The sequence below is a fragment of the Nonomuraea sp. NPDC049504 genome (assembly GCF_040676845.1).
Taxonomy (GTDB): Bacteria; Actinomycetota; Actinomycetes; order Streptosporangiales; family Streptosporangiaceae; genus Nonomuraea; species Nonomuraea salmonea.
The window spans coordinates 601,581-613,826 of the sequence record NZ_JBFAPT010000002.1 but is presented as its reverse complement, the minus strand read 5'-3'; the positions used below and the strand labels follow the sequence as shown (position 1 = coordinate 613,826).

General features: G+C 68.3%; 14 protein-coding genes. 11 read left to right on the top strand and 3 right to left on the bottom strand.

Features of this window, described 5'->3' with window-relative positions:
• Positions 1 to 106: 106 nt before the first annotated feature.
• Positions 107 to 1,396, top strand: a complete 1,290-nt coding sequence (locus AB0K28_RS06020; RefSeq protein WP_345397073.1) for a DUF4407 domain-containing protein — start codon at positions 107 to 109, stop codon at positions 1,394 to 1,396.
• A complete protein-coding gene (locus tag AB0K28_RS06015) occupies positions 1,386 to 2,879 on the top strand; it encodes a serine/threonine-protein kinase (protein ID WP_364365659.1) in 1,494 nt (497 codons plus the stop codon). Before AB0K28_RS06020 ends, AB0K28_RS06015 begins: the two co-directional genes overlap by 11 nt.
• On the opposite strand, the gene AB0K28_RS06010 is transcribed toward AB0K28_RS06015, so the two are convergent.
• Positions 2,869 to 3,825: an NADP-dependent oxidoreductase gene (locus AB0K28_RS06010; protein ID WP_364365656.1), complete on the bottom strand. Its 957-nt coding sequence runs from the start codon at positions 3,823 to 3,825 to the stop codon at positions 2,869 to 2,871. The two genes, AB0K28_RS06015 and AB0K28_RS06010, sit on opposite strands and share 11 nt — an antisense overlap.
• Positions 3,826 to 3,895: 70 nt before the next feature.
• Here AB0K28_RS06010 and AB0K28_RS06005 point away from each other — a divergent pair, with 70 nt between their 5' ends.
• Positions 3,896 to 4,930: a helix-turn-helix domain-containing protein gene (locus tag AB0K28_RS06005; RefSeq protein ID WP_364365653.1), complete on the top strand. Its 1,035-nt coding sequence runs from the start codon at positions 3,896 to 3,898 to the stop codon at positions 4,928 to 4,930.
• 174 nt (positions 4,931 to 5,104) lie between these two features.
• Here AB0K28_RS06005 and AB0K28_RS06000 read toward each other — a convergent pair whose 3' ends face one another.
• The gene (locus tag AB0K28_RS06000; RefSeq protein ID WP_364365650.1) at positions 5,105 to 5,416 is read right to left on the bottom strand and encodes a hypothetical protein; all 312 of its coding nucleotides are present in this window, start codon (positions 5,414 to 5,416) and stop codon (positions 5,105 to 5,107) included.
• A 109-nt stretch (positions 5,417 to 5,525) separates the two neighbouring features.
• Here AB0K28_RS06000 and AB0K28_RS05995 point away from each other — a divergent pair, with 109 nt between their 5' ends.
• From AB0K28_RS05995 to AB0K28_RS05960, 8 genes are all read left to right on the top strand, one after another.
• A complete protein-coding gene (locus tag AB0K28_RS05995; protein WP_364365647.1) occupies positions 5,526 to 6,176 on the top strand; it encodes an HAD family hydrolase in 651 nt (216 codons plus the stop codon).
• Complete coding sequence (locus AB0K28_RS05990) at positions 6,163 to 7,341, top strand: helix-turn-helix transcriptional regulator (protein ID WP_364365644.1); 1,179 nt, start codon at positions 6,163 to 6,165, stop codon at positions 7,339 to 7,341. Before AB0K28_RS05995 ends, AB0K28_RS05990 begins: the two co-directional genes overlap by 14 nt.
• A 176-nt stretch (positions 7,342 to 7,517) precedes the next feature.
• Entirely contained in the window at positions 7,518 to 7,751 is a 234-nt protein-coding gene (locus tag AB0K28_RS05985) for a hypothetical protein (protein WP_364365642.1), read from the top strand.
• 164 nt (positions 7,752 to 7,915) lie between these two features.
• Positions 7,916 to 8,077 (top strand): hypothetical protein, encoded by a 162-nt coding sequence (locus AB0K28_RS05980; protein ID WP_364365639.1) that lies wholly within the window; start codon positions 7,916 to 7,918, stop codon positions 8,075 to 8,077.
• Positions 8,078 to 8,100: 23 nt separating this feature from the next.
• The gene (locus AB0K28_RS05975; protein WP_364365636.1) at positions 8,101 to 9,078 is read left to right on the top strand and encodes a DNA-processing protein DprA; all 978 of its coding nucleotides are present in this window, start codon (positions 8,101 to 8,103) and stop codon (positions 9,076 to 9,078) included.
• Positions 9,079 to 9,243: 165 nt separating this feature from the next.
• Positions 9,244 to 9,402: a hypothetical protein gene (locus tag AB0K28_RS05970; RefSeq protein ID WP_364365633.1), complete on the top strand. Its 159-nt coding sequence runs from the start codon at positions 9,244 to 9,246 to the stop codon at positions 9,400 to 9,402.
• A gap of 66 nt (positions 9,403 to 9,468) precedes the next feature.
• The gene (locus AB0K28_RS05965; protein WP_364365630.1) at positions 9,469 to 10,581 is read left to right on the top strand and encodes a winged helix DNA-binding domain-containing protein; all 1,113 of its coding nucleotides are present in this window, start codon (positions 9,469 to 9,471) and stop codon (positions 10,579 to 10,581) included.
• Between the two features lie 77 nt (positions 10,582 to 10,658).
• On the top strand, positions 10,659 to 11,051 hold the full coding sequence (locus AB0K28_RS05960) for a TraR/DksA C4-type zinc finger protein (RefSeq protein ID WP_364365627.1): 393 nt from the start codon (positions 10,659 to 10,661) through the stop codon (positions 11,049 to 11,051).
• A gap of 446 nt (positions 11,052 to 11,497) precedes the next feature.
• Here the strand turns inward: AB0K28_RS05960 and AB0K28_RS05955 are convergent.
• Positions 11,498 to 12,246 (bottom strand): hypothetical protein (locus AB0K28_RS05955; RefSeq protein ID WP_364365624.1); only part of this gene is annotated, 749 nt, incomplete at its 5' end.

The following is a 12,246-nucleotide window of genomic DNA, read 5'->3' as shown; positions in this document are numbered from 1 at the left end:
GCCCGGTCAAAGTGTCAGACGCGGTTGGTTACCCCGTCGTTGCCGATTGTTGATGCTAATAAGTACTCTGCCGAGAGGGTAGCGGCGGGACACGAGGGAGCGGCGTGTGATCGGTAGATGGTTGATCATCCTGTCCGGCGCCCGCCAGGACGTGCTGGAGAGATACGACGGCGAACGCGCCAGGTTCATCGGCCTCGGCGGGGCCATCCTCACGACCGCCTGCTTGGCCGCGCTGGCCATGACGTTCGCGCTGTCCTCGGCGCTCAAGGTCTTCCTGCCGCTCGCCATCGCCATCGGCCTGGTCTGGGGCGTGATCATCCTGGGCCTCGACCGCTGGCTCGCCACCTCGCTGCCGGTCAGGGGCCGGCGGCGGTTCTGGCTCGCGCTGCCCCGCGTCCTCCTGGCGCTCCTCCTCGGCGCGGTCATCTCCACGCCGCTCGTGCTGCAGATCTTCAAGCCGGAGATCGACGCCACCATCCTCGACATCAAGCAGGAGCGCCTCGACGCCTTCACCCGCGCCCAGCAGACCGGCGAGACGGGCAGGCGCGTCGCCACCCTGGAGACGACGGTGACGGAGCTCGAAGCCGTCATCGCTTCCCGCGGGGAGACGGCCCTCGACCCCGCCTCCGACCAGCGGATCCAGGAGCTGGAGAAATCCCGCAAAGAAGCGGTGAAACAGCGCGACACCTTCTACGACGAATGGCAGTGCCAGCTTTACGTGGGCCCGCCGAAATGCGCGAAGAAGGGCCCGGGGCCGCTGGCGCGGGCGGCCGAACGAGCCTACCGGCGCGCCGCCACCCGGGTCGGCGACATCGAGCGGCAGATCGAGCAGCGCCGCGAGCAGCTCGGCACCACCCAGGCCACCGGGCGGGCCAGGCGGTTGCAGGCGGCGGAGGAGGAGCTGCCGAAGGTGCGGGCCGAGCTGGATCGCCTGAACGCCCAGCAGGCCGAGCTCCGCGGCCAGTTCGTCGATGAGAACCTCGACTCCGACGGCCTGCTGCTCCGGCTGGAGGCGCTCGGCCGGGTCTCCCAGGACAACGCCTCGCTCACCATGGCGCGGCTGCTGCTCTTCCTGTTCATCCTGGTCATCGAGTGCCTGCCGGTGCTGGTCAAGCTGATGCAGCGGCCCGGGTCGTACGACAAGATCGAAGAGAAGCTGGACGCGAAGCGGCTGCGCGACGCGCTGGACGACATCCGCGACGAGCCTGCCGAGACCCGGCGTTACTCCTCCGCCACCTCCTCCTACGAGCCGACCGAACGCGACGACTCCGGCTCGTACCCCACGGAGAGCCACGGGACGCGCAGTTTCGAGGACGACGCGCTGCGCACCCTGCGCGACACCCGATCCGGCGGCGGGCGCTACGAGCACGCCGGGCGGCTGAACGATGATTGGTGACCGCGTCGCCGGCCGATTCGTCATCGAGGCGCCCCTGGGCAGGGGCGGCATGGGACGGGTCTGGCGGGCCAGGGACAGCGCGCTCGACCGTACGGTGGCGCTCAAACAGATCCGCCCCGACATGGGGCCGGCGCCCGAACTGGCGGCGCGCGCCAGGCGGGAGGCGCAGGCACTGGCCAGGGTCATCCATCCCGGCATCGTCAGGGTGCACGACATCCTGGACACCCAGGACGGGCCGTGGATCGTGATGGACCACGTACGCGGCGACCCGCTCGGCACGCTGATCGGCCGGGCGCCGCTGCCGGAGCTCGAAACGGCCAGGATCGGGGCCCGGGTGCTCGACGCGCTGACGGCGGCGCACGCCGTCGGGGTCTACCACCGCGATGTGAAGCCGGACAACATCCTCATCACCGCCCCCGGCGAGGTGGTGCTGGTGGACTTCGGCATCGCCGCCATCGAGGGCAGCTCCTCGCTCACCAGGCTCGGGCAGCTCGTCGGAACGCTCGACTTCATGGCGCCCGAGCGGCTGCACGGCGACCCTGCCGGAGAGGCGGCCGATCTGTGGTCGCTCGGCGCCACGCTCTACACGGCGCTGCAGGGCCGGCCGCCGTTCCGCAGGAGCAACGCCGAGGCGGTCAAGTTCGCGATACTCACCGCCGAGCCCGACCCCCTGCGCGAGCCCGGCAGGCTCGGCCCGACGATCAGCCGCCTGCTGGACAAGAAGCCGGGCACCCGGATGAAGGCCGCCGAACTGGCCCACGACCTCAACCGCCTCCTCCAACCGCCCCGCCCGGGGAAACCGCCCCGCTCTCAGGAACCGCCTCAGCCTCAGGAACCGCTCCGCCTTCAGCAACCGCCTCAGCCTCAGAAACCGCCCCGCCTTCAGCAAGCGCCTCACCCGCAGAAACCGCCTCGCCCTCGGAAACCGCCCGAAGGCGGAGCTATCAGGCGCGATCGAGAGGGTCCCGTCGTGCGGAAGGCCCGGCCGCCGATGGCGCACCAGGGGGAACACCTGCTCGCGCTCCCCGCCGCCGAGGCCGCGGCGATGCTCGGCGAACAGTGGCAGGACCTCACGGCCGACGCCGTGGAGGAGATGTGCCGGCAGGCCGCCAAGGGCGCCAAGATCCTGCAGATGCTGCTCCCCCGCCGCGCGTGCCGGCTCTTGGATCAGGTACGCGACCCCGCCCTGGTCGCGGACGTGGTGCTGGCCATGGACCCCCGCCACCGCGGGCGTATGCTCGGCGGCATGCACGACAGGAACTCCGCCGCCGCCATCGGCGCGATGGCCGCCGCCGACCCCCGCCAGACGGGCCTCGTGGTCGCCGCCATGCCGGAGGATCCGGCCGTACGCGCCCTGAACCGGCTCCTGCCCGCCACCATCGCGGACGCCCTCAGGCACTGCCCCCGCTCCACCCGCGACCACCTGCTCTCCCGCCTCCCCGACACCACCCGCGCCGCCGTCCGGAGCAGACTCACGAACTGACGGTGATCACCAGCTTGCCCGTGGTGCGGCCCGTCTCCCCCAGAGCGTGGGCCCGCGCGCCCTCCGCGAGGGGGAAGGTGGCAGAGATGTGGGCGCGGAGCCTGCCCCGGTCGGCCAGGTCGGCGATGGCGCGCATCCCGGCCTGGTCGTGCTCGACGATCAGCGTGACAGCGCGAACCTGCGCCTTCTCGGCCGCCGCCCTGGTGTCCTCGGCGCCCGGCACCAGGGAGACGAGGACGCCGCCGGGGCGGAGCACGCTCACGGAGCGGGTGGCCGTCTCCCCGCCGAGGGTGTCGAGGACGACGTCGTAGCGCTCGCCGGTTTCAGCGAAGTCCTCGGAGCGGTGGTCGATGCAGGCGTCCGCGCCGAGCTCGCGCAGGAAGGCATGCTTGGGGGCGCTCGCCGTACCGGTGACGTGGGCTCCGCGTTCCTTGGCGATCTGTACGGCGAGGTGCCCGACACCGCCGGCCGCGGCGTGGATCAGCACCCGCTGCCCCTTCTCCAGCTTCGCCGTCTCTACCAGGGCCTGCCAGGCGGTGAGCGCGGCCAGCGGCAGAGCGGCCGCCTGGACGTGGTCGATCCCGGCGGGCTTGGGGACGAAGGCGCGGGCGGGGCCGGCCACGTACTCGGCGTGGGAGCCTGCTCCGTACGGGTAGGGCAGCATGCCGAACACCTCGTCACCCGGCTCGAAGAGGGTGACGCCGGGGCCGGTCGCCGTCACGGTGCCGGAGACGTCCCAGCCCAGGGTCAGCGGCGGGGGTGGCAGGAAGATGCTCGTGGCGCGGTGCTTGACGTTGGTGGGGTTGAGCCCGGCCGCGTGCACGGCGACGAGGATCTCCCCGAGTCCGGGCTCGGGGCGCGGCAGCTCGGTCAGTCGCAGCACGTCGGGGCCGCCGAGGGTCGTCTGGTGCAGGGCGAGCATCGTAGGGGTGTCCGTCGAAGTCATGCCCCGATCCTGGCCCCGCGGTCGGGGCCGGGGCGATGGCAAGAACGTCATCCTCCGATACATTCCTGCCATGCCCCTCGACCTTGCCGCCGGCCACGTTCCCCTGGGCCTTGCCGATCGGGCGGCCGAACTCGACCCGCCCCCACGGCCCGGCGCCCACAAGGTCGTCGTCCTCGCCCTCGACGGCGTCTACCCGTTCGAACTGGGCATCCCGCACCGGGTCCTGGGCTCCGCCGACGGCCGCTACGAGGTGCTGTCCGCAAGCGTGGACGGAGGCCCGGTACGCACCGACGCGGACCTGACCGTCACCCCCGGCCACGGCCCCGAAGTGCTGGCCGAGGCGGACACCGTGATCATCCCTCCGTACGGCATCACGCCGGCCTCCGCCGCCGCCCCCGACCCGCCGGCCCTGGCCGCCCTGTCCCGCGTGCGCCCCGGCACCCGCCTGGTCTCCATCTGCACCGGCGCCTTCCTGCTGGCCGCCGCCGGCCTCCTGGACGGACGCCGCGCCACCACCCACTGGGCACTCACCGACATCTTCCAGGCCCTGTTCCCCCGGGTGGAGCTGGACGCCGGCGTGCTCTTCGTCGACCACGGCGACGTCCTGACCTCGGCGGGAGCGGCGAGCGGCGTCGACATCTGCCTCCACCTGGTACGCAAGGACCACGGCAGCGACGTCGCCAACCAGGTAGCCCGCCGCTGCGTCGTACCCCCGTACCGGGACGGCGGTCAGGCCCAATACATCGAACGCCCGCTCCCACCCGGGGGCGAAACCGGCACAGGCCCAACCCGCGACTGGGCCCTGCAACGCCTGAACCTGCCCCTGTCCCTGGAGGAGCTGGCCACCCACGCCGCCATGAGCCCCCGCACCTTCGCCCGCCGCTTCCAGCAGGAGACCGGCATGAGCCCCGGCCGCTGGCTCACCCAGCAACGCCTGAGACGAGCCCGCCACCTGCTGGAATCCACCGACCTGCCCGTGGAACGAATCGCCCACGAGGTCGGCTTCGCCACCGCCACGTCCCTGCGCCGCCACCTGGCCGCAGAAACAGGCGTCGCCCCCTCGACCTACCGCCGCACCTTCCGCGCCTCGAACCCGACCGCCTGACCCCCAAGCCCTTCCCTCCACGGCCTTATGGACAGCGGTTCTTCGATCCTCGGCCGATTTTGGTGGAAAGGTCGCCTGCTGAATGAACACGCAGGAATTCAAGCGAAGATTCTGCCGCCAGGCGATTGGCGAGACCCTTCCTGAGCCTGCCGTCCCGCGGCATCGTTCAGTGAGTCATCCGGAGTTCTCCACCCGAGTGCCGGCGGATTGGAGACGGACCCGGGTCGACTGATAGTCCGCCTCAAGCCGGTTCCAGAGCTTCGCAGGAGTCCCGGTGATTCGCTCCAGAGCTACTGCGACCTCCGACGTAAGAGGCAACAGCCCGAGAATGAGCTGATCAATGTGATCGAGCGGCACGCCGATGTGCGCGGCCAGCTCATATCGGGTCATATCCTTTTCTTCGAGAAGCTCCCACAGGGTCTCCCCTGGCGGTACCGCGTAGTCGAGTTCTCCGGCCGCGTACAACGTGCGCCTGGCCCTGTCCATCGCCGTCGTCCCTCCTATCGTCGATGACCACGCAACCGCTCTGGTCACTTTCGCACGCTGTCATCGTGACGTCAGTCAATTGGTTTACGCTGCCAGTGTGGTCAGGGCTGTGGTGTTCGACATCGGCGAGACGCTGGTCCGTGACGATCGATATTGGGGGTCATGGGCAGATTGGCTCGGGGTGCCCCGCCACACGATGTCCGCGCTCGTCGGCGCGGTGACCGCGCTGGGGATGGACAACGCCGAAGCCCTCCGTCTGATCCGCCCCGGCATCGATCTCCAGGCGGCGTACTGCGACCGCGAAAACGCCGGCCGGGGTGAATATCTGGACGACACAGACCTGTACCCGGACGTGCGGGATGGACTTCAGGCCCTACGGGACATGGGCCTACGTGTCTGCGTCGCCGGGAACCAGAGCGCGAAGGTCGGCGATCTGCTGCGCGGACTACGCCTCCCCGTTGACGCCATCGCCACCTCTGCGGAATGGGGCGTGGCCAAGCCGGATGCCGCCTTCTTCGATCGCGTCGTCAAGCTCGCTGGCGCGGCCCCCGAGGAAACGCTCTACGTCGGCGATCATCCGGTGAACGATGTCATTTCAGCCAAGGCCGCGGGCCTCATCACCTGCCTCCTTCGACGAGGGCCGTGGGGGTTTCTCTGGGGCGACGACCCGGCCGTGCCCGCCGACCTGCGAATCAACGGTCTCGCAGACCTGCCAGCTCTCCTGGACACCACCGGACGGAACCCTGATGCCCTCGGCTAGGAGAAGCAGCTCAAGCGCGGGGGAGCGCATCGCGGCGATTCGCAGCGCGCGCCGCATGACCCAGGGCGATCTCGCACGGGCAGCGAACATCTCGCTCAGCATGATCCGAAAGCTGGAACAGGGAAGCCGGAACCCGGGCGACAACGTTCTCGATGCCATCGCCGCGGCCCTTGGTGTCGACCCCTCCCGGCTTCTGCACGGCACCGGCCGCACTGACAGTCGCGTCCATGGCACGATCCCCCTCCTGCGTCAGGTGATCACGACTTGTGATTTTCCCGACGAGGGTCCAGTGCGTCCCCTGCCTGAGCTACAAGTGGCCGTACGCGAAGCGGTCCGGTGTCGCTTGGAATCCCAGTACGTCCGGCTCTCTTACGCGCTTCCTGATTTGATCGCGGAACTCACCCGAGGACTTCGGACGGCGTCTGGCCTCGCACCGCTGCTGGTCACCTCGTACCGCGCGGCCGACGCGGTCGCCTACAAGTACGGCTATCTGGACCTGTCGGCCCGGCTGATCGATCTGATGCGCCAGACCACTGTGCTCGTGGAGGACCCGCTGCTGGCGGCGTCGGTGGCATACGTTCGGACTGAAGTCTTCTTCGCCACGCACACCTATGAGGCGGGGCTACGAGCCCTTGAAGTCGAGATCGACCGCCTTCGCACATGCAAGGACACGAGCCTCCAGTACATGGGCGTGCTGGGGTCGCTGCACATGCGCGCTGCCGTCGTCGCAGCGCGGGCCGGTCAGGTGGAAGACGCCTTGAGCCATCGCGACGAGGCCTGGCGGCTCGGCGGCATGGTTCCCGAGAGCATCTATTACGGGACAGCCTTTGGGCCGGACTCGGTGCGCATTCACGAGGTCTCGCTCGCCGTCAGCCTCGGCGACAGCCACCTGCGACCTGCTCTGGACCTCGGGGACACCTGGGCACCACCGTCCAGCATGCCCGCCGAACGCCGGAGTGGCTTCTTCATCGAACTGGCGCGTGCCCGATTGTGGGCCGGCATGAGAGACGCCGCCTTCGACGCGTTGAGGAGCGCGCGCCGGATCGCACCGCAGCACACGCGTGAGCACCCTTGGGTACGCGAGGACGGCGAGACGCTCCTGCGCCTCCACCGCGCCAGCAGTGACGAACTGTGCGGTTTCGCCGAATGGCTCGGCTTGTCCTGACCGTCTCTGCGCGACACACACTGTGTCACTTGTCCATCACCCTGCGCATCAGCATTGGGGTTGTCCAAGCCGGTGATGCAGGTAGGAGCCTCGAGACCACTGCCTGCACAAAGCGGACCCGCCAGCGATGCCCTACATCACCGACGAGTCCCTGATCAGGATGGTGGTCCTGACCCATGACACACGACAGGGCTGTAGCCGCTGGTCCGGTGTTCGCCGGGTGGCGGATCATGCGCAGCGACGCCGGGCGGTTCTGGGCGACCCGCGAGCGACCGTTCCCCCGGGCCGTCGAGGACGCGGGCGCGCACCGCACGGTCGACGCCGACGACCTGGTGGGGTTGTGCCAAGCCATCGCGGCGCAGGAAGGCATCGCCGAGCGGAAGCGCCGGATCGTACGGACAACGCGGTGACCGCGTCCGCCGTCGATCTCGCTCCGTTTGATGTCCTCACGGACGAGGACTGCCCGGAGATTTCGCCACATCCGGCCGTACCGCGCTCCGGGTGTACGGCGCTGCGGTGGATCGGGCAGGGTCTCGGACCCGGCCGAGTCGTCGCGTACACCTGCTCCTGCCAGATGACCGCCTACGAGCTGGTCTCCTGCGCCGGCGTCTACCAGATCCACCGCCGAACCCTTCCCCGCCAGGGCGTGCCGCCCGCGTCCTGGACGGCTGAGTGGTGGCGCCGTGCGGAGGCGCACGAGTGGTGGCACCGCCTGCTCGCCGGCCAGGCCCGATGAACCGCCATTGTTGGGAGAGCAGGATGCGCATCACTGACGAGCAGTCACGACTGCTCGCGATATGCATGGTCAAAGGCGTTAGCTGGTACTTCATCGCACGAGAGGCTCAACGTCCCAACGGCTTGGCGCGCCTATGGTCGGGCGACATCATCGAGTCCTCCCCTGAGGCGACCAAGGCCAGAGCCCTAATCGCCAACAGCATCCAGGAGCTCCATCGTTACGTCGACTCTGCCGTCACGCAGGCCGATCTAGCGGCCGACAGCGGGGCTCGACTCGTCACGGTCCTGGACAAGGAGTACCCCGCCACCCTCCGGCTGATCTTCAACCTTCCACCGTTCCTGTTCGTCCGGGGCGAACTGCGCGAAGAGGACCTGCGCAGTGTGGCCGTCGTCGGCACCCGCCAGGCGAGCGATGATGGACTACGCCGAGCACGCCGAATGTCCACCTTGCTCACCGAACGTCAGGTCACCGTCGTGTCCGGCCTCGCCCGAGGTGTTGACACCGCGGCACATACTGCGGCGCTCAATACCGGCGGCAGGACGATCGCGGTCGTGGGGACTGGCATCCTGCGCTGCTACCCGGCCGAGAACCGTGCCCTGGCCGACCGGATCGCCGAGAACGGGGCCGTGGTCTCCCAGTTCTGGCCGGAAGCCAACGGCGCGACCTCTACCTTTCCCCGCCGCAATGTCACCATGTCGGGCATCGCGCAAGGCACGGTGGTGATCGAAGCCGCGAGCACATCCGGGGCGAAGATGCAGGCACGGCTGGCGCTGGAGCATGGCAAGAGGGTGTTCCTGCTATGCAGTCTCACCGAGGCTCAACCGTGGGCACGGGAGTACGTCAAGACGCGCGGGGCGCTCATGGTGGAGGACATTGACGATGTCGTGAAGAGCCTGTCCAGCCCGGATCGCATCCAAGCGGTCAGCGAGTCCCGCGCTCAACTGACCCTCAACTTCGCAGATCTGACACTGGAGGAGCCGTCGCCCGGGGCGCTGTGGTGATCGAGCCAGGGCGGCTGGCCTACGGCGACGGCCCACCCTCCGCCGGGTTCGGCAGTTGCGGCGAATGTCCCTCTTTGCAGGCGGGGTACGTCCGTATCTGCCACGAGTGCGCAGGCCGTCCGCGCGCTCAAGTCCGCGGTACGCAGGCACCACGCGAACGCCTCGGTGGTCGAGCGGGCCATCGCCCTGTGTCACCTCATCGACCTGGCCACCGTTCTCGGCGAGCCCACCGATCTCTGGCTCACCGACCTGCGCGGTCTGGAGCTCACCACCGACGACAGGCAGCGCGTCGAATCGGAAGTCGGGCATCTTGCCGGACTTTAGGAGTGGCTTCCCCAGGTCGGTTGATCACCTCGGCGAATTGTCGGCGGCGAAGGATACGGTTGACCGGTGGAACTCTCCCCCCAGCAGGTGCTCGGCCTGCGGATGTCCAGCCTGCTGCTCCGAGCGTTGCCCGGCGATGCCCGGCGGGCGACGAGCGTGGCCGAGGTGGTGACCTGGCTCGGGGCGATGCAGGCGCAAGACCTGGCCAGCGGCCTGTGGTCGTTCGGCGTCCGGCTGCCCGGACACACCGTCGCCGACGTCACCGCCGCTCTGGAGCGGCGTGAGGCGCTGCGCACGTGGCCGATGCGCGGCACCATCCATTTCGTCCCGCCCCGCGACGCCCGCTGGATGGTCGAACTGATGGGCGTCCGAGTGCTGAACGGCGCGGCGAGGCGACGCGAACAACTCGGTCTCTCGGAGGAGACCGCCGTTAAGGCCATGGAGGTGCTGGGCGCGGCCCTGGCCGGCGGCGGGCGGCTGAGCAGGTCGGAGTGCCTGGCCGTGCTGGCCGACAAGGGCATCGACACCGGTGGCCAGCGCGGCTACCACCTGCTGTGGTACGCCAGCCAGCGCGGCCTGCTGTGCATCGCCCCCAACATCGGCAACGAGCAGAGCTTCGTGCTGCTCGACGAATGGGTTCCCGACCCGCACCGGCCGGAGCGCGACGAGGCGCTGGGCACCATCGCCCTGCGCTACTTCCGCGGCCGCGGACCGACCACAAGGCAAGACTTCGCGGGCTGGACCGGCCTGACCGCGGCCGACGCCAAACGCGGCATCGCCGTGGCCGGCGACGCGCTGGCCCGGGTGACCGTCGGCGGGGTGGAGACGTACCTCGACGCCGCGCTCCTCGACACCGCCCCTCCCCCGGCCGGCGACGACGAGCTGCTCGTGCTGCCCGGGTTCGACGAATACCTGCTGGGCTACAAGGACCGCTCACTCATGGTCGCCGACGAGCACAAAGCGGCCATCATCCCCGGCAACAACGGGATCTTCCAGTCCACCGTGGTACGTGCCGGCCGGGTCGTGGCCATCTGGAAACGCACCCTCACGAAGAGTCAGGTACGGATCACCGTGCAACCACTCACACCACTCCACGGAAGCGACCGGGCGGAGGTCGAGCGGGCGTTCGAGCAGTACGCGCAATTCCTGGAACGCACCCCGGACGTGCGCTGGCCGTGACCCGGGAGCGGCCGAGCTCTGCGGCCAGCGGCTGGGGAGGGCGGCGACTAATCTGGTGGCGAAGGTGAGGAGCCGTCATGACCGAGCACCATCGGGACGCCGCGCTTTCCCCCTCCGAGCAGGCGACCATACGCGAACTACTCGACGCCGACCGCCGCAGAACCGCGGACCGCATTGCCCTGCTGGGCCGCGACCGGGACGAGATCGTCACCTCGTCGGCGCTGACGGCCTCCGACGACGAGCACGACCCCGAGGGCACGTCCACGGCCTTCGAACGAGCCCATGTCCAGGCCCTCCTCGACCAGGCCCTGACCCACCTCACCGAGCTTGACCTCGCTTCCGAGCGCCTACGCGCCGGCACGTACGGAACCTGCACGAAGTGCGGGCAACGCATCCCCATCGAGCGCTTGAAGGTCCTCCCGGCCATCACGACCTGCGTGAACTGCGCCTCCCGCCGACGCTCCCGATAAGGTTACGGGTGTCGGCGCCGTGCTCGGCAGTGAGTGATCCGGTACGGCTCGGCCCCGGTCGTACCTCCGGCCGCAGACCAGGTGCCGCAGTACGCGGACAGGCCAGGGACGTTAAGGGTAGCGTGGGGCGCATCGAGGGCCTCTGCCGGACGGTGAGCGTGGAAATCGCCTCCGGAAGTGTTGTACTCGACACTTACCTTGATCGCCGTTGCTCCTCGAGTCCTTGCTTCCGATGCAGGATTGGGCCACGAGCTTGGTAGTGGCAATCTCTCATCGGAGGAAGCGCTCCGCTCCTGTGGCGCCACCCACGAGGGCGAAGCATATCTCGCTCATGGGCACATGCGCGGCAGTGCGTGTTTCCCTTATGCATAATTTTGATTTCGAGCTACATGTACTAGCCGACGTAATTCTGTTGGGCTTCGGAGGGACGCGGTGTCCTTCCCTGGCTAAGCTACCCTACGACTTGCGATGATAGGACGAAAAAAGCCTACTACCTCAGCTATTCGTAGTATTGCTGACGGATCGATCCTCGCAATTTCTGCCAATAAGGCATTCGACCTGGTTTTGGTCAGCGCCCATGCAAGCAACCGATGAGAGTGCTGCGCACTCATGTTAGCTACGATCGCAGCAATCGCTGCAGTTAAGTAGTGCGGGTTGGTGATGGTGTGGGTGAGGGCTTCAGCTCGGTCGAAGTGCCCAGTCTCGGTTAGGAGACTGATCAAATTGTGTAACGTCTTGGCTTGGTGATGTGGGTTGGTAATGGTGCGGATGAGGGCTTCAGTCTGATCGAAGAGACCAGCCTCGGCAAGAAAGATGCCTAGACTGCTCAATGCCTCGTCTTGGTGACCTGGGTCGGTGAAGGTGCGGATGAGGGTTTCGGCCTTTTGTGCCACCTGCTTGGCGCGGCCAAGTTGCCCGACCCTGGCCAAGACGCCAGCCAAACTAACTAATGCCTGAGCTTGCTGGTGTGGGTTGGTGATCGTCCCGATGAGAGTTTCAGCTTGGTCGAAGTGACCAGCCTCAGCCAAAAAGATGCCTAGACTGCTCAATGCCTCGTCTTGGTGACCTGGGTCGGTGAAGGTGCGGATGAGGGTTTCGGCCTTTTGTGCCACCTGCTTGGCGCGGCCAAGTTGCCCGACCCTGGCCAAGACGCCAGCCAAACTAACTAATGCCTGAGCTTGCTGGTGTGGGTTGG

Bases quoted from the DNA above. Each gene is read 5' to 3' on its own strand.
- AB0K28_RS06000 (WP_364365650.1), bottom strand. From the start codon at position 5,416: ATGGACAGGGCCAGGCGCACGTTGTACGCGGCCGGAGAACTCGACTAC.
- AB0K28_RS06005 (WP_364365653.1), top strand. From the start codon at position 3,896: ATGCCCCTCGACCTTGCCGCCGGCCACGTTCCCCTGGGCCTTGCCGAT.
- AB0K28_RS06015 (WP_364365659.1), top strand. From the start codon at position 1,386: ATGATTGGTGACCGCGTCGCCGGCCGATTCGTCATCGAGGCGCCCCTG.
- AB0K28_RS05975 (WP_364365636.1), top strand. From the start codon at position 8,101: ATGCGCATCACTGACGAGCAGTCACGACTGCTCGCGATATGCATGGTC.
- AB0K28_RS06010 (WP_364365656.1), bottom strand. From the start codon at position 3,825: ATGACTTCGACGGACACCCCTACGATGCTCGCCCTGCACCAGACGACC.
- AB0K28_RS05985 (WP_364365642.1), top strand. From the start codon at position 7,518: ATGACACACGACAGGGCTGTAGCCGCTGGTCCGGTGTTCGCCGGGTGG.
- AB0K28_RS05990 (WP_364365644.1), top strand. From the start codon at position 6,163: ATGCCCTCGGCTAGGAGAAGCAGCTCAAGCGCGGGGGAGCGCATCGCG.
- AB0K28_RS05980 (WP_364365639.1), top strand. From the start codon at position 7,916: ATGACCGCCTACGAGCTGGTCTCCTGCGCCGGCGTCTACCAGATCCAC.
- AB0K28_RS05960 (WP_364365627.1), top strand. From the start codon at position 10,659: ATGACCGAGCACCATCGGGACGCCGCGCTTTCCCCCTCCGAGCAGGCG.